The following is a 17949-nucleotide window of genomic DNA, read 5'->3' as shown; positions in this document are numbered from 1 at the left end:
CGGCTTTTTCATTGCGTGATCCACCTTTCCCGCAAGTCTTTAAAAGAAACCCTGGGCCGCATGCCTATCCGCCGATAAAACCGCCGCATGGCCTTGATCGAGCCAACGCCCACGATGCGCCAGGAGCCGTCCGGCATCTTTTGTTCGATCAGAGGCTGGCCGCTTTGTCGGGCTACCTGGATGAGGGTTTGCTCCAGTTCCTCATCGGAAAGCTCTATGCCCAACAGAGAAAGTAGGGTTTTTGCATCAAACATTAACCACCTCGCGCCAAGAGTTGAAATCAATTTCTCGGCCAAGCGCCCGATAAAAGTCTTGAGCAGTTTTTATATCACCAATGCCGCGGGTCTTTTGCAGGCCGCCTTTGGTCCTGATCTGCACCTCAAAGACAGGAAGATCCGGACGGGCCTTCCGGAGACGGGCAAAAAGTTTCGGCCACCACTTTTTATCGAAAAACTCAATCTTGTTATCGGCATTAGTGATGAGATTTCCCTTAAAGGGGGGTGGGAACCCCTTGGAGTTCCCAGAAATTCCCAATTCAAGGGGTTCCCGGTGCCCTTTAAGAATATATATAAAGGGCTTCTGGGAACCCCTTGCCCCTCCCTTAACAGGGATCTCTTGGGAAGGCCTAGGATGTTTCGACCGGCTCAAGGGGTTCCCACTTGCCCTATAAAGGGATTCCAACTTTGTGAAAAATCGCACAAACTCTTTCGGGAAAGCACCCCTGATCCGTTGCCAGACCTCGGCTCGGACCTCTACTGGCGGGATCTGCTCAGGGCGACCGATGCTCAGAAGGAGAGCGATTTCGACATAAACGAACCCAAAATCCTCAACCCACAAAAGGAGAACCTTGGTCGCAAGATCCAGAGCACCTTTAACCTCTTCCGGTTCGATCACTCTTCGCGGCCTACCGAGCCACTCCTTGAAGGGCCATCGGGGGGCAATCACCAGCACTTGTTTGCCTGGCTGGAGGACAGGGCGAGTCCGATGAATTTCCTGCCATGCCCCGGCCTGAGCCAGGAGATGAAGCCAGTCTTCCCATTCCTGTTCGCTCAAACCGAGGGCCAGAGCCGTATCATAGTAAGCCGCAGGATTGACAACCGGCAAACCGAGGAGGATCACCGTTTCAAAATCCGCAAACTGGTTTGTGCCTCTCGTTTCGGCCCCAAAATGATGGGTGACAACGATTTTCCGGGGATCTTGAGCCACAACCTCCTCGACCTTGGCCTTGATCGCCTGATGGCAAAAGATGAGGATCTTTTCCGCCTTGATCTCTTTGAGAGCTTGCTTGAGGGCCTTAATGGCCGTTTTGCGTCCTTTCTCTCTTGCAATCGCCGTCTTGCTCACGCTCCGCTTTATCCATGCTGTCCGCATTTCAACGGGCACTCTAATATCGAGCACCTGAACCCCTGGCCTTTTTAGGGCTCGTTCCACCACCGGGGGATACGCTGTCGCGTCGAGCACGATCAAACGACCCCGCCACTTCTCCGGGACGGGATTGACGACTCGCCGGAGCTCAATTGGCCGACAGGGATCTTTACGGGCTACCAGATAAGCCAAGCCGGTTCTGGTTACTTCTTGGATCCACTGAAGGGCCTTAAGGTTCACACCTTTGCGGAAAAGCGTGGGTTTACGGTAAGCTTTGAGCACACGGGCAATTTCGTCACGGATAGTCGGAGATAACTGAATCAAATCAAGGCCAAGCCATTGAGCCAGAGGCTTCTTTCCCTGCCAGGGACCAAAACCGACTTTCCGAGCGTATATGCGCCCCTCTGCTCGGCTTTTACCATTGGCAGCTTTGTGAAGATCGTCCTCCACTTCGAGCACCACATCGGCCAATCGCATCGTGACGGAGTCCTCCGGGAAGACGGCCCGCAGGGTGCGCAAGGCATCAAGTGGACACTTGACCACCTCGACAAGGCTGTGTAACTCCTCGTCGAGAATCCAAACTTTTGCCTTTTTCAGGAAATCCTTGATTAAGTGGCAGGCAAGTTTATGAGAGGCGAAAAAGAGGCCTTTTTCCCTGTTAACCCCTTCGAATTGCCGCATAAACTCGCATTTTTGACTGAAGACGACCGTTTTCGGGTTATGCGGGCAGGTGGGGCAAAGGACTTGCCCCGGATCGTAACCCAAATCATGAGCAGTCCGAGCCTCCTCCCACCGAAAGCAGGTCTCTTTATTTCGCCCGGCAAAGACCAAGACTGGATCGGCCGTTAAGGCCCGGGCGGCCTCGGCCAGCTCCTGGGCCAAACCAAGTGTCGGCACCGAATAAACCGCAGGCCGGGGGCCTTCCTTGGCGAGCCACTCAAGGGTCGTCCGGCTCTTCCCGACCCCTGGCGGCACCGTGATAATGCTGTCTCCCCCGGCTCGGAGGGCCTTAAGCACCAAAACTCGGGCCTCGTCAACTGAGGCCGCCGGAACCTCCGGGGGAGAGACTTCTTCAGCCTCCCCGACTTCTAAATTTGCGAGGAGGCCTTCTTGTCCAATCTCTCTAAGCCAGGCCCGCAGGGAAAGACCACCACGGTCCCTGGAGGCCGGACAGGTGGCCCGAAAGTCCAGCAGGCGCCCGCTATCAGCCCAAATCCACGGGTTGCCTTCTGATTTTCCACAGATCGGGCAGGACTTGAGCCGCAAAGCCTCTCGATCACCGATTGGAACTTCCTTGACGATCTCCGTCCCCACTTGGGTAAGGATCTCTCGCAGGGCCTCAGGCGTGAGCTTGCGGCCCGGGCGGGGAAAGCTCACATAACCTACTTGGCGGGCGAGCTCCTTCCGGCGCTCTTGCTTCTGCAGAAGCTCAACGAGCCAATTCGGTAACTCCGGTAAAGCATCAACGTCCCAAGGGGCTAAAACCCACTCATACCGGTGGCCTTCAGGGTGGGTGCTCGGCGGTAAAGTTACCAAAGATCTATCAGACTTAATCTCAAGCCTGCCGATCCCCGTAACCTCAATGGTCGTGCTGGGGATGCCGGGTTGATACCTGAAGAAGAAGTGAAATCCCCTTTTGGTTTGCGATGTGGGTGCATCAAAAGGAATTTCCGGCAATAATCGGGAAACAACCTCTTTGTCATCGCAGTCAATTACGATGAGGTTCGAGACAGCCCCACACATTACCGCTACCCCATGCGGTGGAATGGGAAAGATCACTCTCCATGTGACCCACTCCTTTACCCCGGGAGGCTTTTTCTGGAAACCACCCCAGGGAAGGGCGGGAGCCTTGCTCCGCGGCCGGAGGGGAAGGATAGCCCAACCCAAACGGAGATAATGCTCAAGGTAGTCCATAATTTAGCTGTCCGAGGTTTTTATGAGAATTCCATGTTTTTTGATCCATTTCTCCAGCTCATCAACCGGGTAAAGGACTTTTTTCCCAACCTTGAGAAATGATGGGCCTTTGCGTTGGGACCGAAAATTGGCAAGGGTCTTACGATTAAGGCCGTAGACCCTCTCAACCATTCTCGGACTTAGGTATTTTACTTTGGTTCGGAACTCATTTTCCAATCCTTCCTTGTCTCTCATCTTAAACCTCCTTAATCTAAGTGTTTGACAAAAAACTAAACTTCCCTTAAAGTCACAAAAAGATGAAACGCTTGCAAAATCCGTTACAACCTTTGGCAAGAAAATGTTTGTCGTAGAAGTGGAAGGACTAACAAGTAGCTGGGAGCTTTGGCCTTTTCTTCATTCTGAAGTGAATCCTGTCCCCTGGGAAAAACTTGAAAAAATAGCCACACAAATTCCTCAGCTTAATGCAATTGAGCTATTAAAAGGCCAGGGGTTTAAGCTTTATACCTTGCTCATTTCTGAAAAAGCTCTATTTCTTGCCATCAAAAGAACCCTCTCTTTCTCTGACACTTCTTCTCTGATCTCAGTGGCTAAAGCGGATTATCTTTCTACTACTATGCTTCCGCTAGTGGAGAAGTGGCTTGCTCCCCTGTTAGCTCCTCAAGGCACTAGGGCTTTTCTATCAGCAGGCAGTGGAGAGGAAGGCATTACTCCCATAATTGACGAAAAAACAAGCCCAAAAAGAGTTAGCCAAATTCTGATAGAAATAGTGCCTAAGGTAAATATGAACGAGTTTATTGCTCGTAGCTTCGCCCTTACTGCTCTACGCCTCTATCAAACAAAAGCTCAGCAAGATAATAATATTACACCAAACCTCTGGTATTCTGAGGCTTACAAAGCATGTCTCTATGCCTTTGAGAACTTCTTTGAAACTGGCTTTTTTGATTTGTCTTACCTGTCAGATTTCCATCTTTTTTGGGATTTGAGAAATAAGGCCTGTCAAAAGTTACTCATTAAAGAAGACTTTTCGCCTTATCAATCAGCAGGAACAATTTCGTTTGACCGCTTATTTGAAGAACTAAATAAGCTTTTTAGTAGTGGTAAAGTTTGTTCAATTTGCGGCAAGAAAATCCTTTTGCGCCGTAATCAGAAATATTGTTCTGATAATTGTAGGCAACGAGCTAACAGAATCATCCGGAAACTGCAAAACTGCTTCTCTCAAAAACCTTCTTCCGAAGAGGCCAAGAAGTTTTTGGAAAGCAGAAGGAAGTTTTCTAAAAAGGACATAATTATCCCTTATGATTTGCCGACCATAATTGAAGAAGCCTTTAGAGATTGACCTCTGCCTCCAGCTTCTCAGGCGCAACCTGAAAAGGGACGCTTTCTTTCAAGCTCACATGGGATGCCATCTCGGTTGAAGGACATAACTCTGAGACACATTTTAACCCTTTTGTCTTCACTCTTTCTAACTTAAAAAGGGTGGCTTTGCTTGAGTTAAAGTCAATAATAAGCAGAAAGTCATCAAAATTTCGTCTCCTGAATCTGCATTCTATCTTTGGCGCTTTCTTTACTTTATTTTGCCAGGACTTTTCCCTCATCGGTTTGCTTTTTGTGAAGTTTGTGACCGAGTAATTTATAAAGTGAAAAATACTGACAGATACTGTTCAAAGGCTTGCTCTCAAAAGGCTTACCGGCGCAGGAAAAAAGCAACTACTCACTAGCGAGGCGTTTAACCGCTTTCAAAAGGGAGGGGGACACATAAAAACCTGCCTGTTCAATCCTATCTAACACCGTTGTTATATCCGGCAGGAGTTTCCTTTTCCGTGCTAGAACCAAAATCGCCAGAGTCCCTTTGGTCTTTATATCTAAAGTTTTGGCACACTTTCGGGCAGCTCGATCATCAAGGAGAGCAATAAAGTCTCGATTCCGATAAGCGAAAGTCAGAACTTCAGTCTCACCTAACCCCAGATCCCATTTTAGCACTTCAGGCTCCAGAGGACCGATTTCTTTCACGAAAGCCTTGCCTGGGCCATTGAGCCACTCACGGGCAGGATCTCCAGGACTTCCAGCAAGGATTTCCTTAAAAACTCCATAGGGAACAACCAGTTCATCAGCCAAAGAAGGCAAAAGGTGAAGCTGGTTGATTTTTCCCAGGATAATAAGCGGGGAGGCGTTTACCACGAACTTTTCAGGCATTCATTACCTCGGCTTCCAGCTCTTCGGGGGTCACCTGGAAAGGGGAAGCTCCAAAGCGCTGGAGGGCTTTTAGAAACTCCTCCCTGCTTACTCCGGCGATCTCAGCGGCCTTTGCTTGAGAGATTAGGCCCATCTCATACCACTTCACCGCTGCCGCTAATCGCATCTCCTGAACGAACTCCTCAGGTGATAGCCTTAAGCTGGCTAAATCGTCTTCTTTGAAGGTTAACTCTACTTTCACAGGCATTTTAAACCTCCGCTTGTGCTCTACTTCAAAGTCCTTGATGGCAATCTTAACCTCCCTGCCTTCCGGTTAAAGACACCACTTTACTGCTTGTGGCCTGGCGGGCCACCTTTTCAATCTCTTTGATGGCCTGTCTCTGAGCCTCGGCGGCAAGGTGGGCGTAGCGCTCGGTCATGGCAAGGGTTTTGTGGCCCATTAGCTCCTTGACCGTGTAAATAGGCACTCCAGCCATTACCAGCCAGGAACCAAAAGTATGCCTCAAAGTATGAAAACAAACCTTCATCCTGGGGTCCTGAACCCCTTCGTTTAGCTTGAGAGTCTTTACAGATTCTCCAAAGGCCTTAGAAAGCCATTTAATCTTGCCCCCATGTCTTCGGTCCTTAAAGACATATTCCTCTGGAGCACCAGGTATTTTACCAGCAAACATCTTTTGCACCTCATTAGTCATATAAGCTACCCGGCTGGTTTTATTCTTCGGGTCTCGGATGAAAATAATGCCCTGGGTAAGGTCTATATCCCCCCAGGTAAGACTCGTTATCTCACCGAAACGCAAACCGCAATGAAGGGCAAGGAGGCACATCTCGTAAGTTTGCTGACTGCGCTTGCGCACCTCGGCAAGGAGGGCTTCAGCCTCTTCGGGAGAGAGGAAGCGAAGACGCCGATTATCCCTCCTGGGGATTTTTACCTTTGAGACAGGGTTTTCTCCTTCAAAAAGTTCCCAATCCTTGGCTTTGTTAAAAGCCCTCCTTACCGTAGCTAGGGCAATCTCTATGGTTCTTTCAGCCCTTCCGGCCTCTTTCATCTTTTTCTTGAGGCGCTCAAGATCAAGAGGGCAAATCTCCTTGAGAAGCTTGTCTCCCAGGATTGGCTTGAGCCAAATCTTGTAAATCTCTCTTTCTCTTTTGTAAGTCTTAAGAGCCTTCTCTTGCTCGGCCCAGGGTAAATAACGCCGCTCTATGAACTCACTAAAAGTCCATTGCAGTTTACGCCTCTGCTGGATAGGGATAACCTCTTCGTCAAGACGAATAGACCTTAACCTCTCAGCCCTGATTTGAGCCGCATAGGCAGCCGAGATACCTTCAGAGGCCCAGCCTATCTTTTCCTCAATGAGTCTGCCAGTATGTGTCTTATAACGAATGTAGAAACACTTATCAGGCTTGCCGTCAGGCAGCTTACGCCTGTCACTAATATAAGCCCTTACGCCCGGATACTTCTTAAACGTCTCATACTTTCTCTTCATAATGCCCCAAAAAATCCGCTAACTTTCTTAATTTTTTCTTCCCCACCTACTCCTCACTTATTGCCAGCTTTGTTAACAGAGCTAAGCATTTTGAGAGATCGTAATTGCGAAATTTTTCAACCTGAGCACCTGCCTCAAGCTCTCTTTGCTCCCTGATTTCCGCATTTTTCTAGGCCAAAATTTTTCCCCACCTATTCCCCACCTGAGAGAGGAATTTTGGGGATTTTACAGGAACATGCTAATCTCAAAAAGCTTGATTTGTCAAGGGTTTGGGAACAGGTGGGATTTTTAGGGAGGACCCGTTTAACGGCCTTCTAAGCCGTTGGTTGGGGGTTCGAGTCCTCCCGGGGGCACCATTCCATTTTTAGAGATCGTAAGCCCTTTCCCCGTGATCTGAAAGATCAAGCCCTTGAACTTCTTCTTCCTGACTTACCCTCAGACCAAAGAAGACATCGACTAATTTCAGAAGAATATAGCTAAGCACAAAACAATATACTACCGAAGCACTTGCTCCTATCACCTGAACAAGAAATTGGTGAATATTTCCGGCTAAAAGACCATCAGCTCCACCGGGATTAGCCGAAGTATAACAAAAGACGCCAGTGAGTATTGCTCCCAAAAAACCGCCAACACCATGAATACCCACCACGTCAAGGGAATCATCATAACCCAAATAAACCTTTAAAAGCACAGCCATATAACAGATAACCCCCGCTAAAATACCAATAACAATAGCAGCCCAGGGAGGGACAAAACCGGCAGCAGGAGTAATAGCTACTAAACCAGCAACAGCACCAGAAATAGCTCCCAAAGTAGTGGGCTTTCCTCTATGAAACCATTCAGCCATCATCCAGGCAAAAGCCGCAAGCCCTGCGGCCAGTTGAGTGTTAGCAAAGGCTAAAACAGCTATCTGGTCAGCAGCTAAAGCACTTCCGGCATTAAAACCAAACCAACCAAACCAAAGAATGGCCGCCCCGAGAATGGAAAGGGGCAAGTTATGGGGATGAAAAGCCGTCTGCCTAAAACCTTTTCTGGCTCCTACCACTAAAGCTGCCGCTAAAGCGCTAGCACCAGAGGCTATGTGAATTACTGTGCCCCCGGCAAAGTCGAGAGCTCCCATGGATCCAATCCAGCCACCACCCCAAACCCAATGGCACAACGGAAGATAAACAAAAGTCACCCAAAGAGAAATAAATATAAGAAAGCTGCTAAAACGCATTCTTTCAGCAAAAGCGCCTGTGATAAGAGCCGGGGTAATAATAGCAAACATTAGCTGAAAGGTAGCAAATAGTAAATGAGGAATATTATCAGCTGGGGGCCCGGGATCTAATCCTACATTTTTGAAAAATAGATAAGAAAAGTCTCCGATTATTTTGCCAATATCATTCCCAAAAGCGAGACTGTAACCGTAAACAAACCAAATCAAACTCACCAAACCTAAACAGATAAAACACTGCATCATAATGGAGAGAACATTCTTACGACGAACAAGTCCTCCGTAGAACAACGCCAATCCTGGGGTCATAAACATGACCAGAGCCGAGGAAATCAGCATAAAAGCAATATCAGCCTGATTCATAACACCCTCCTAAAACTTAATTTTAAAATCCCTAAAGCAAAGAAAATGCCATTTTTAAAAATAGTTAGTAAAATAAGGACTAGACAAACATTTTATAAAATAATTCCTTACTTAAAAAATATATTTTGACCTTTTTGTATAATTTTGCCCTAAATAACTACTATTTTTTACATTTTTGTTAAAATAAAGGGTTACTCAGTTATCTCGCAGCTCGTAGTGGCAGAGTGAAGTTGTCACCTATTTTATGGCCTATTAATATATCCCGTTGACGAAGCCTGAGTTTTCTTTTATAGGAATAGCGCATCCTTTAAGAAAATCCTTTAGAAAGGTAGGAGGTTTTTATATGGCTAGACACAAGAAAATCGAACGCATGAGAGAAATTGAAAGACGGCGCCGTCGTCGGGCTCGCTTGGCTAAGTTACGGGCCAAAGGGCTTTTCCCCAGGCCAGAAGGTTATGACCCAAGGGTATACCCCTATGTGGCTTACGCTGTGGCCAAAGGGATTATGAGCCTCGATGAAGCCTTAAAGCGCCTTGAAGCCGCCAAGCTAGAAAACGCCTAACGGGCTTTTTCTATTAAGAAAAGCATTTCTTCAACGGCTTCTTTCATACCAACCATAATAGCTCGTGCTACAATAGCGTGGCCGATGCTAAACTCTTCAATATAGGGGATGGCGGCTACGGGCGAAATATTTTGATAATGTAGCCCGTGGCCGGCATGTACTTCAAAACCTAGCTCTCTTGCCACTCTGGCGGCTTCTTCCAGACGAGAAAGTTCTAAATCCATCTCTTCCAAACCATTAGCCTCTGCATAATGACCGGTATGTAGCTCAACAATGTCAGCCCCAGTTTTAGCGGCGGCTTTTATCTGTTCTACTTCTGGATCAATAAAAATGCTTACTTTAAGCCCTACTTCTTTCAAATCCTCCACAGCCTTTCTTACCTTGGCTATGCGCCCTTTAACCTTAAGCCCTCCTTCTGTAGTAATCTCCTGGCGTCTTTCGGGAACCAAAGTTACCTGGTCAGGTTTCACTTCTCTAGCAAAGCTAATCATCTCTTCAGTAGCCGCCATCTCCAAAATAAGTTTAGTTTTGACTATTTCCCTAAGAAGCCGTACATCTCTATCCTGAATATGCCGACGGTCCTCTCGTAAATGAACTACTATTCCATGTGCTCCTCCGAGCTCAGCCAAAACCGCCGCGTGAACAGGGTCGGGATAATTAACCTTGCGAGCCTCTCTTACCGTAGCTACGTGATCTACATTAACTGCTAGTTTTGCTGGCATATATTCTCTCCTCCTTAAAAAACTCGTTATTTTCTGTGCCTTTCTGCCTAAGAGTTTTTGTATCAAGTCAATCTCTTTTTTGAGCATTAAACAGGCTCCATAGGGCCCACCTTCATGTTCATGACCCAAGAGATGCAACAAACCATGAATAGCTAACATCAAAAGATAATGTTTTTGAGGAAGCCCATATTCCTCGGCTTCACGATAAGCTGTATCCACTGAAATTATTACATCTCCTAAAAGACTAGGCTGAATTTCTATAAAAGGACCTTCATATTGAGAAAAGGAAATAACGTTAGTAGGATAAGGTCGGTCCAAATACTCAGTGTTATAAAAAGTTATAAGTTCATCATCTACCAAAATAAAATTAGCCTCTTTATCCTCTAAATTAATGATACCAAGGGCTTCTTCCAGCTTTTCTCGGAGCCACTTAATAGGAACGTTTCTTTTTTGTTGATTAATGATCTCTATAGGCATGTTTTTGTGATAGAAAAAAATATCTATTTAGGCAAGAAAAATAAACAAAAGTTAAAATCACTTCTGGCTAGTTTTTTCCCTTTTTCGTCTTTAACATGCCAAGGCGTTCTTTTAATTCTTTTTCTTGACCTCTTTCTGTAGGAAAATAATAGCGCCGGTCTTTTAGTTCTTCTGGGAGATAATCTTGAGGGACAAATCCTTCTTGAAAGTTATGAGGATACTTATAGTCCTTTCCATAACCAATGTTCCGCATAAATTTAGTTTCAGGATTTCTTAGGTGAAGAGGAACAGGAAGAGCCCCGTATTTTTGAACATCTTCTCGAGCACGGTTAAGAGCCTGGTAAGCAGAGTTGCTTTTAGGAGCAAGGGCCACATAAATTACTGCTTGAGCCAAGGCAAGTTCACCTTCTGGCAATCCAAGAAACTCGACAACATCTTTAGCCGCCAAAGCCATTTGGAGGGCCTTAGGGTCGGCAAGACCTACATCTTCGGCCGCTGCTGCTACCAAACGTCTTACGATAACTAAAGGATCCTCGCCGGCTTCAATCATTCGTACCATCCAGTAAATAGCGGCATCGGGATCACTTCCACGCAAGCTCTTATGAAAAGCTGAAAGAAGATTGTAATGTTCTTCTCCACTTTGGTCGTAAAGAAGGGGCTTTTTAAGTTCTAGCTCCTTTACGATATCTAGTGTAAGTTTTGGCTGGCCTTCATCAAGATTCATTACCAGGTCTTCAAGGAAATTAAGCGCCAGGCGAGCATCTCCTTGGGCAAACTCCGCCAAATATTCAAGCACTTCTTCTTCCACCAATATATTTTTGTTTCCTAGACCACGTGGATCTTTTAAGGCCCTTTTCAAAATTAAAAGAAGCTCTTTTTTTGAAAGTGCTTTTAAAACAAAGACTCTTACTCGTGAAAGCAAAGGAGCAATCACTCTAAAAGAGGGGTTCTCCGTAGTGGCACCAATGAGGATAATCTTTCCTTCTTCTACATAGGGAAGTAAAAAATCTTGTTGAGCTTTATTAAACCTATGTATCTCATCGATAAATAAAAGGGTTTGACGCCCTAAAGAGCATCCCTTATCGGCTAAATCTATAGCTTTACGTAATTCTTTAATTCCAGCATCAACCGCAGATATAGGAACAAACTCAGTTTTAGTTTCTTTGGCTATAAGCCTCGCCAAAGTAGTTTTACCACAACCTGGCGGTCCCCAGAGGATCAAAGAGGGTACCTTCTTTTTGGCCAGGCAAAGGGTTAAAAATTTATTAGGACCTAAAATATGTTTCTGACCTACAAAATCGCTAATTTTTTGAGGTCTTAAGCGTTCAGCTAAAGGCCTTTGAGGTTCAAAAAGACTTTTCATCTAACCGCCATACTAAAGTTTATTTTGAAGATTAAACGAGAAAATAAAAAGTCGCCATACTTGTTAAGTTGTCTATAAAAAGCCACTAATTCTTCACCTTAATGACTAAAAGACTTGTAAAAATCTAGCCAAAAAAATTCTTTAGGAGGAAAACATGGCTTCTAAAAAAATTTTCCAATTTTTATTGTTGTTACTTGTCTTATTGATATTTACTCAGAATAGTTTTGGTTTCCCACCTTTTAAGTTTGCCGTAATAGCTGACCCTCATTTATCTGTACCAGGCCCTCATTCACCTAAAAATGGAGTCAAAATGTTCAAAGAAAGTGTAGCCTTGCTCAAAGCAACTATAAATGAAATCAATAAAAGAAAAGATATTAATTTTGTTCTGGTATTAGGGGATCTAACTAAAGACGCAGAACCCTGGAATCTTGATAAATTTAAAGAAGTTATGAGTGAACTTAAGGTCCCTTATTACGTAGTACTGGGGAATCATGACATCTCTCCTGTTGACATAAAAGCAACCAACCGCGACCCCGGCGTAAGCCGAAGTACAATGATATGGGCTTTCCAAGGACACGGATTTAAAGGCCCAAAAGCAAACTGGAGTCTTGATCCAATTCCAGGCGTTCACTTAATTGGGCTTGATTCAACAATGACTGGAGATTGGGCCGGAAGATTGACCAAAGAGGGTTTAGAATTCCTTAAAAAGGATCTTGCCGCCAATCCAGATAAGATAACCATCGTAATCCTTCATCATCAACTTCAACCTTATACAAAAGCAGAGATTACAGGTGAAAACAACTTTAATAAATTTGTTTTGTTAAATGCTAGCGAAGTTAAAGATATTTTGAATAAAAACCCTCAGGTTATTATGACCCTTTCAGGCCACAGACACTTAAGTACAAGGTATATATTAGAAAATAACATTGCCTACTTTACTTGCCCTTCAACAGTTACCTGGCCCATGCGCTATGTGATATTTAGTGTAGATAATAAAGGAATCAGTTATCAAACATATGATGTTCCTACCAGCAAAAAAGTATGGGAAACTGCTAGAAAATTTGCCTTTGACACCAATACAACACAATGGCCACGTACAAGCGAAACACCTAATACCCCAGAAGGAAATAAAAAATTTATAAAAATTATGAAGGCTGATAATTTAAAAGATGGTTATATTCCCATGAATAAAGTCCTTCCTAAGGCTACGCCTTAAAAGGCCAAATATAAATGGCCCCTTAACGGGGCCTTTTATATAAAATTTATCTTTTTGTCTAAAGCAATTATTCTTTTTTCTCAGACTCCTGGGGTTTTGATTCTTCAGCGGAGGATTTTTCTTCTGTATCAGCTAAAGAGTCTTTAGATTCGGCAGAAGCTTTAATTTCTTCTTCCGCTGCCTCCCCTTTAGCCTCAGCTTCTTCAATTGGGGTCTCTTCAGTTCCTTTGGCTTCGGGGGTAGGCTCTTCCGCTTCAGACTCTACCTGAGACTCTGCCTCTAGGTTTTCTTCAGCTTTGACTTCGGGCTCAGCCTTGGTCTCAGGAGCAGATACTGGTGCAGCTGGTACCTCCTTTTTAGCCGCAGGCTTATGTTCCAGCTTGTCAGTAACAAGTTCTATAATAACCATCATAGCCGCATCGCCTCGGCGCGGACCAATACGGACAATTCTGGTAAACCCGCTCTGGCGATAAGCATAGCGGTCTTTTATCTCAGAAAAAAGCTTTCTTATCACTGCTTTATCGGGAAGAATAGATAAAGCCTGACGGCGAGCCGCCAAATCTCCACGTTTAGCTAAACCTATCATTTTATCTGCTAAACGGCGCAATTCTTTCGCTTTGGCCTCTGTAGTTTGAATCCTTTCGTGTATAAAAAGAGCTATGAGCAAATTCCGCAAAAGGGCTTTCCTATGCTCCCATTTACCAACCAAACGTCTGCTCTTCTTTCTGTGCCTCATGATTTCCTCTCCCTCAACTATGCTTCTTCTTTAGCTTCTTCTGGGGGCTTCCAATCAGGAATTTGCATTCCAAAAGAAAGCCCCATAGAACTCAATATATTTTTTAGTTCGTTAAGGCTCTTACGTCCAAAGTTCTTGGTCTTAAGCATTTCTGGCTCAGTTTTCTGAACGAGTTCACCAATATACCGTATATTAGCGTTTCTCAAACAGTTAGCTGACCTTACCGAAAGCTCAAGTTCATCAATTCTTTTGTCTAAGTACTTATAGTACTCTGGTTTCGATTCTTCAGCTGATTTTTCTTCTGAAGTGTCTTCCTCAGCAAAATTAATAAAAACTGTTAGCTGATCTTTTAAAATCTTGGCTGCATAGGCCATAGCATCTTGAGCATCGACCGTTCCGTCAGTCCAAATTTCCATAACTAAGCGATCAAAATCACTACTACGCCCCACTCGAGCCTGGGTCACGTTAAAGTTAACCCTTTGAATTGGAGAGAAAATAGCATCAACAGGGATGATACCTATCTCTTCTACACTTGAAGAATCCGCAGGGCGATAACCCTTTCCCCATTCTACGTGAAGTTCCATCTTTAGATGGCCGTCTTTAGAGAGGGTGGCAATATGATGATCAGGATTTACAACTTCTGCCTGCCCGTCTGTTTGGATATCACCTGCTTTAACTTCTCCAGGACCTTCTTTTTCAAGGAAAAAAGTTTTAGGCTCCTCATCATGAAGCCTAAAACGGACACCCTTTAAGTTTAAAATTATATCGATAACATCTTCCATTACACCAGGAAGACTGGAAAATTCATGCGTAGTTCCGTCTATTTTTACCCAGGTAATGGCTGCTCCCTGAAGCGAAGATAAAAGAACCCTTCTCAAAGCATTACCCAAAGTTACTCCAAACCCTCGCTCCAGGGGTTCTATGATAAACTTACCGTAAGAAGGAGGCCTGGAATCATTGTGCACTTGAATACCTTTTGGCCTAATGAGCTCCAGCCAATTCCTGCTTATAAGATTTTTGGTCTCTGCCATAACACCACCCTTATTTGTTTTAGTATGTTTAACGGGAGTAGAACTCGACGATTAGTTGTTCCTGAATCGGCATAGTAATATCTTCACGGGTTGGTAAGGCTTTAACCGTACCTTTAAAATTATCAGCATCAAGTTCTAACCACTGCGGAATTCCACGTCTAACAGCCGCTTCCAAATTTTCCTGAATCCTAGCATTTTGGCGGTATTTCTCTTTGAGTTCGATGACTTCTCCCGGTTTTACTAAATAAGAAGGAATATCAACATTACGCCCATTTACCTTAAAAAGCCCGTGGGCTACCATTTGCCGTGCCTGCATGCGCGAAGAAGCAAAACCCAAACGATAAACGACGTTATCTAAACGACGTTCCAAAAGTTGTAAAAGATTATGACCCGTTTGACCTTTCATACGGTCTGCTCGGTCAAAATATTTAGCAAACTGCTTCTCGGAAACACCGTAAATTCTTTTCACTTTTTGTTTTTCTCTCAACCGAATACCATAGTCAGAGCGCTTGGCTCTAATTTGAGCCTGACCATGCTGACCCGGGGGATAACTCCGCCTTTCAAAAGCACATTTATCTGTATAACAGCGGTCCCCTTTGAGAAAGAGTTTCATTCCTTCTCTACGACATAATCTACAACGTGGACCTGTATATTTTGCCAAGGCTTTCTCCTCCTTAACCTACTGAATATTAAATTCTTCTCTTCTTTGGCGGACGACACCCATCATGAGGAATAGGGGTAACGTCTTTAATCATCGTAATCTGAAAACCAGCCGCTTGAAGAGCCCGCAAGGCCGCCTCTCGTCCCGCTCCAGGACCTTTTACAAAAACGGCTACTTTTCTCATTCCCTGCTCCATAGCCCGGCGTGCTGCTGCTTGGGCAGCAAGCTGAGCCGCATAAGGTGTACCTTTACGAGAACCCTTAAAACCTTCGGTACCACCGCTAGCCCAGGCTACCGTGTTACCTTGTTTATCTGTAATGGTAACAATAGTGTTATTAAAAGTAGCATGAATGTGGGCAATTCCCTCAGGAATGTTCTTCTTTTCGCGCTTTTTACCTTTTGCTCTACGACGTCTTGCCATCTTTTCTCACCCCTTACTTTTTACGTCTGCCGCGTAATGAAGATGGACGCGGCCCTTTTCTTGTACGAGCATTAGACCTGGTACTCTGGCCACGCACCGGAAGCCCCATACGGTGTCTCAGACCACGGTAACACCCCATATCCATAAGACGCTTAATATTGGCCGAAACTTCGCGTCTCAAATCACCTTCAACTTTATACTCACGTTCTACGATATGACGAATTTTAGTAAGCTCTTCTTCGGTAAGATCTTTAGTTTTTTTATTCCAATCCACTCCTGCCTTAGTTAAAACTTTCTGGGCCAGCGTCCGCCCTATACCATAAATATAGGTAAGGGCTATCTCGATAGACTTGTTATCTGGAATATCAACTCCGGCTATCCTAGGCACACCAAAACCTCCTTTACTTAACCTTGTCTCTGTTTATGACGAGGATTTTCACAAATAATACGCACAACTCCTCGCCTTTTAATAATCTTGCACTTACGACATCTTTTTTTAACTGATGCTTGCACCTTCATGGCTATCACCTAACCTTTCTTGCGGTCTTTTTTGGTTCCACGATAAACAATTCGCCCTCTCGTCAAATCGTAGGGCGAAAGCTCAACTATTACTTTGTCTCCGGGAAGGATACGAATATAATGAACCCTCATCTTCCCGGAAATATGAGCCAAAACCTTATGGCCATTCTCAAGTTCAACTCGAAACATAGCGTTTGGTAAGGCCTCTACAACTGTCCCTTCTACCTGAATGGCCTCTTCTTTCGGCATAACTTCTCCTTAAATTTTTGATAAAATTTCCGGACCTTTAGGCGTTATTACCACAGAATGTTCGTAATGAGCCGCAAGCCCACGGTCTTTAGTAATCGCTGTCCAGCCATCTGGCAAAATTTCTACTTCATAACTCCCGGTAACTACCATGGGCTCAATAGCTATTACCATACCCGCCATCAAACGAGGCCCTTTACCTCTACGGCCAAAATTGGGCACTTCTGGTGGCTCATGAAGAGACTCTCCTATACCGTGCCCTACAAAATCACGAATGACATTAAACCCCTTCTTTTCCACATAATTTTGTACCGCTGCCGAAATATCTCCCACTCGATTTCCTACTCTCGCCTTTTCAATCGCTTTATATAAGGCCTTTTCTGTAACTTCCATAAGCCTTTGGGCCTCTTCGCTGACCTCACCTACCGCTACGGTTAACGCCGCGTCCCCGTAATAACCTTCATAAATAGTGCCAAAATCAAAACTAACTATATCACCTTCTTTTAAAACCTTTTCTTTTAAAGGTAATCCATGTACAATTTCTTCATTCACTGAAACACACAAACTAAAGGGGTAGCCCCTATACCCCTTAAAAGCCGGGCGGGCTCCCCTTTTTAAAGCAATCTCTTCAGCTATACGATTTAAATCCCAGGCCGTAATTCCTGGGACTATCTTTTCTTTTAAAGTCAATAAAACTTCCGCAACAATAGCGTTTGCTTTGCGCAATAAATCTATTTCCCAGGGAGCTCGAAGCTTAATCTTCGCTGGCCCCCTGGTTACTTTCATAATCTTTGTCTTACGCAATTTTACCCGCCAAGTAATTTAACAATACGATTAAATATTTCGTCAATAGAGCCCATACCGTCAATGCGGTGAAGGACTCCTTTCTTTTCGTAATACTCAATTATAGGCTCAGTTTGTTCGTGATAAACCTTTAAACGGTTACGAACAGTCTCTTCATTATCGTCCGCTCGTTGATAAAGCTCTCCGCCGCACACGTCACACTTGCCTTCTTCCTTGGGCGGTTTAAACATTACATGATACATCATGCCACATTTCTTGCAAGTGCGGCGCCCTGTAAGACGTTTTACCAACTCTTCGTCAGGAACATCAATTAAAATGGCATAATCTATCTTTTTACCAAGTTTTTCAAGAAGCTTATCTAAAGCTTCGGCCTGAGGTACTGTGCGGGGGAAACCATCTAAAATAAAACCTTTTTCACAATCAGGCTGTTTAAGACGCTCTTCCACCATCCCCAAAACAATTTCGTCAGGAACAAGAGCACCTTTATCCATGTATTCCTTGGCTTTTTTACCAAGTTCTGTACCCTTAGAAAGGTGTTCACGAAACATGTCTCCCGTAGAAATCTGCGGGATACCAAACTTTTCAGCAATCATTTTAGCCTGTGTACCTTTGCCTGCCCCTGGTGGTCCTAAAAAGACTATATTCATAACCCCCTC

General features: G+C 44.7%; 21 protein-coding genes and 1 tRNA gene. 4 read left to right on the top strand and 18 right to left on the bottom strand.

Annotation, left to right across the window (positions count from 1 at the left end; all coding sequences use genetic code 11):
• Nucleotides 1-8 precede the first annotated feature (8 nt).
• Genes THEIN_RS07655 through THEIN_RS07645 form a run of 3 tightly spaced genes read right to left on the bottom strand, consistent with a single transcriptional unit; the run spans nt 9 to nt 3513 of the window.
• Nucleotides 9-254, bottom strand: a complete 246-nt coding sequence (locus THEIN_RS07655) for a hypothetical protein (protein WP_013908107.1) — start codon at nt 252-254, stop codon at nt 9-11.
• Nucleotides 247-3279 carry a bifunctional DNA primase/polymerase gene (locus THEIN_RS07650; RefSeq protein ID WP_013908106.1) on the bottom strand — a complete coding sequence of 1011 codons (3033 nt, stop codon included), beginning with the start codon at nt 3277-3279 and terminating at the stop codon, nt 247-249. The genes THEIN_RS07655 and THEIN_RS07650 overlap by 8 nt, the downstream gene beginning before the upstream one ends.
• Nucleotides 3280-3282: 3 nt before the next feature.
• Nucleotides 3283-3513: a helix-turn-helix transcriptional regulator gene (locus THEIN_RS07645; RefSeq protein ID WP_013908105.1), complete on the bottom strand. Its 231-nt coding sequence runs from the start codon at nt 3511-3513 to the stop codon at nt 3283-3285.
• A gap of 103 nt (nt 3514-3616) precedes the next feature.
• On the opposite strand from THEIN_RS07645, the gene THEIN_RS07640 reads away from it, so the two are divergent.
• Nucleotides 3617-4615, top strand: a complete 999-nt coding sequence (locus tag THEIN_RS07640; protein ID WP_013908104.1) for a hypothetical protein — start codon at nt 3617-3619, stop codon at nt 4613-4615.
• A gap of 371 nt (nt 4616-4986) precedes the next feature.
• Here the strand turns inward: THEIN_RS07640 and THEIN_RS07630 are convergent, their stop codons facing one another.
• The 3 genes from THEIN_RS07630 to THEIN_RS07620 are packed head-to-tail and all read right to left on the bottom strand — an operon-like array spanning nt 4987 to nt 6956.
• Entirely contained in the window at nt 4987-5472 is a 486-nt protein-coding gene (locus THEIN_RS07630; protein WP_013908103.1) for a PIN domain-containing protein, read from the bottom strand.
• Nucleotides 5465-5758, bottom strand: coding sequence for a UPF0175 family protein (locus tag THEIN_RS07625; protein WP_483754788.1), 294 nt, complete (start codon nt 5756-5758; stop codon nt 5465-5467). Before THEIN_RS07625 ends, THEIN_RS07630 begins: the two co-directional genes overlap by 8 nt.
• 7 nt (nt 5759-5765) lie before the next feature.
• Nucleotides 5766-6956 carry a tyrosine-type recombinase/integrase gene (locus tag THEIN_RS07620; protein ID WP_013908101.1) on the bottom strand — a complete coding sequence of 397 codons (1191 nt, stop codon included), beginning with the start codon at nt 6954-6956 and terminating at the stop codon, nt 5766-5768.
• Between the two features lie 272 nt (nt 6957-7228).
• Here THEIN_RS07620 and THEIN_RS12155 point away from each other — a divergent pair.
• A tRNA-Arg gene (locus THEIN_RS12155) sits at nt 7229-7312 on the top strand.
• An 8-nt stretch (nt 7313-7320) separates the two neighbouring features.
• Here THEIN_RS12155 and THEIN_RS07615 read toward each other — a convergent pair.
• A complete protein-coding gene (locus THEIN_RS07615; RefSeq protein ID WP_013908100.1) occupies nt 7321-8535 on the bottom strand; it encodes an ammonium transporter in 1215 nt (404 codons plus the stop codon).
• A 343-nt stretch (nt 8536-8878) separates the two neighbouring features.
• On the opposite strand from THEIN_RS07615, the gene THEIN_RS07610 reads away from it, so the two are divergent.
• Nucleotides 8879-9097: a hypothetical protein gene (locus tag THEIN_RS07610; protein ID WP_013908099.1), complete on the top strand. Its 219-nt coding sequence runs from the start codon at nt 8879-8881 to the stop codon at nt 9095-9097.
• Here the strand turns inward: THEIN_RS07610 and THEIN_RS12035 are convergent.
• Nucleotides 9094-10296, bottom strand: a complete 1203-nt coding sequence (locus tag THEIN_RS12035; protein WP_013908098.1) for a pyridoxine 5'-phosphate synthase — start codon at nt 10294-10296, stop codon at nt 9094-9096. The genes THEIN_RS07610 and THEIN_RS12035 overlap by 4 nt on opposite strands.
• A 67-nt stretch (nt 10297-10363) precedes the next feature.
• Complete coding sequence (locus THEIN_RS07600) at nt 10364-11659, bottom strand: replication-associated recombination protein A (protein WP_013908097.1); 1296 nt, start codon at nt 11657-11659, stop codon at nt 10364-10366.
• 154 nt (nt 11660-11813) lie between these two features.
• Here THEIN_RS07600 and THEIN_RS07595 point away from each other — a divergent pair, with 154 nt between their 5' ends.
• The gene (locus THEIN_RS07595; RefSeq protein ID WP_013908096.1) at nt 11814-12875 is read left to right on the top strand and encodes a metallophosphoesterase family protein; all 1062 of its coding nucleotides are present in this window, start codon (nt 11814-11816) and stop codon (nt 12873-12875) included.
• A gap of 67 nt (nt 12876-12942) precedes the next feature.
• On the opposite strand, the gene rplQ is transcribed toward THEIN_RS07595, so the two are convergent.
• The 9 genes from rplQ to THEIN_RS07555 are packed head-to-tail and all read right to left on the bottom strand — an operon-like array spanning nt 12943 to nt 17940.
• Nucleotides 12943-13611: a 50S ribosomal protein L17 gene (gene rplQ / locus THEIN_RS12550; RefSeq protein WP_013908095.1), complete on the bottom strand. Its 669-nt coding sequence runs from the start codon at nt 13609-13611 to the stop codon at nt 12943-12945.
• Between the two features lie 17 nt (nt 13612-13628).
• A complete protein-coding gene (locus tag THEIN_RS07585) occupies nt 13629-14642 on the bottom strand; it encodes a DNA-directed RNA polymerase subunit alpha (RefSeq protein ID WP_013908094.1) in 1014 nt (337 codons plus the stop codon).
• 28 nt (nt 14643-14670) lie between these two features.
• Nucleotides 14671-15303: a 30S ribosomal protein S4 gene (rpsD, locus tag THEIN_RS07580; protein ID WP_013908093.1), complete on the bottom strand. Its 633-nt coding sequence runs from the start codon at nt 15301-15303 to the stop codon at nt 14671-14673.
• 28 nt (nt 15304-15331) lie between these two features.
• Nucleotides 15332-15724 carry a 30S ribosomal protein S11 gene (rpsK, locus tag THEIN_RS07575; RefSeq protein ID WP_013908092.1) on the bottom strand — a complete coding sequence of 131 codons (393 nt, stop codon included), beginning with the start codon at nt 15722-15724 and terminating at the stop codon, nt 15332-15334.
• 13 nt (nt 15725-15737) lie between these two features.
• The gene (gene rpsM, locus THEIN_RS07570; protein WP_013908091.1) at nt 15738-16112 is read right to left on the bottom strand and encodes a 30S ribosomal protein S13; all 375 of its coding nucleotides are present in this window, start codon (nt 16110-16112) and stop codon (nt 15738-15740) included.
• Nucleotides 16113-16129: 17 nt separating this feature from the next.
• Nucleotides 16130-16243, bottom strand: coding sequence for a 50S ribosomal protein L36 (rpmJ, locus tag THEIN_RS12030; RefSeq protein ID WP_083817681.1), 114 nt, complete (start codon nt 16241-16243; stop codon nt 16130-16132).
• A gap of 9 nt (nt 16244-16252) precedes the next feature.
• Nucleotides 16253-16492 carry a translation initiation factor IF-1 gene (gene infA, locus THEIN_RS07565; RefSeq protein ID WP_013908090.1) on the bottom strand — a complete coding sequence of 80 codons (240 nt, stop codon included), beginning with the start codon at nt 16490-16492 and terminating at the stop codon, nt 16253-16255.
• A gap of 9 nt (nt 16493-16501) precedes the next feature.
• On the bottom strand, nt 16502-17275 hold the full coding sequence (gene map / locus THEIN_RS07560; RefSeq protein ID WP_013908089.1) for a type I methionyl aminopeptidase: 774 nt from the start codon (nt 17273-17275) through the stop codon (nt 16502-16504).
• Between the two features lie 20 nt (nt 17276-17295).
• Nucleotides 17296-17940, bottom strand: coding sequence for an adenylate kinase (locus tag THEIN_RS07555; RefSeq protein WP_013908088.1), 645 nt, complete (start codon nt 17938-17940; stop codon nt 17296-17298).
• Nucleotides 17941-17949 lie beyond the last annotated feature (9 nt).

It is taken from the genome of Thermodesulfatator indicus DSM 15286, assembly GCF_000217795.1.
Taxonomy (GTDB): domain Bacteria; phylum Desulfobacterota; class Thermodesulfobacteria; order Thermodesulfobacteriales; family Thermodesulfatatoraceae; genus Thermodesulfatator; species Thermodesulfatator indicus.
Note: the sequence above shows the minus strand (reverse complement) of the source record. Positions and strands in the feature narration are given on the sequence as shown.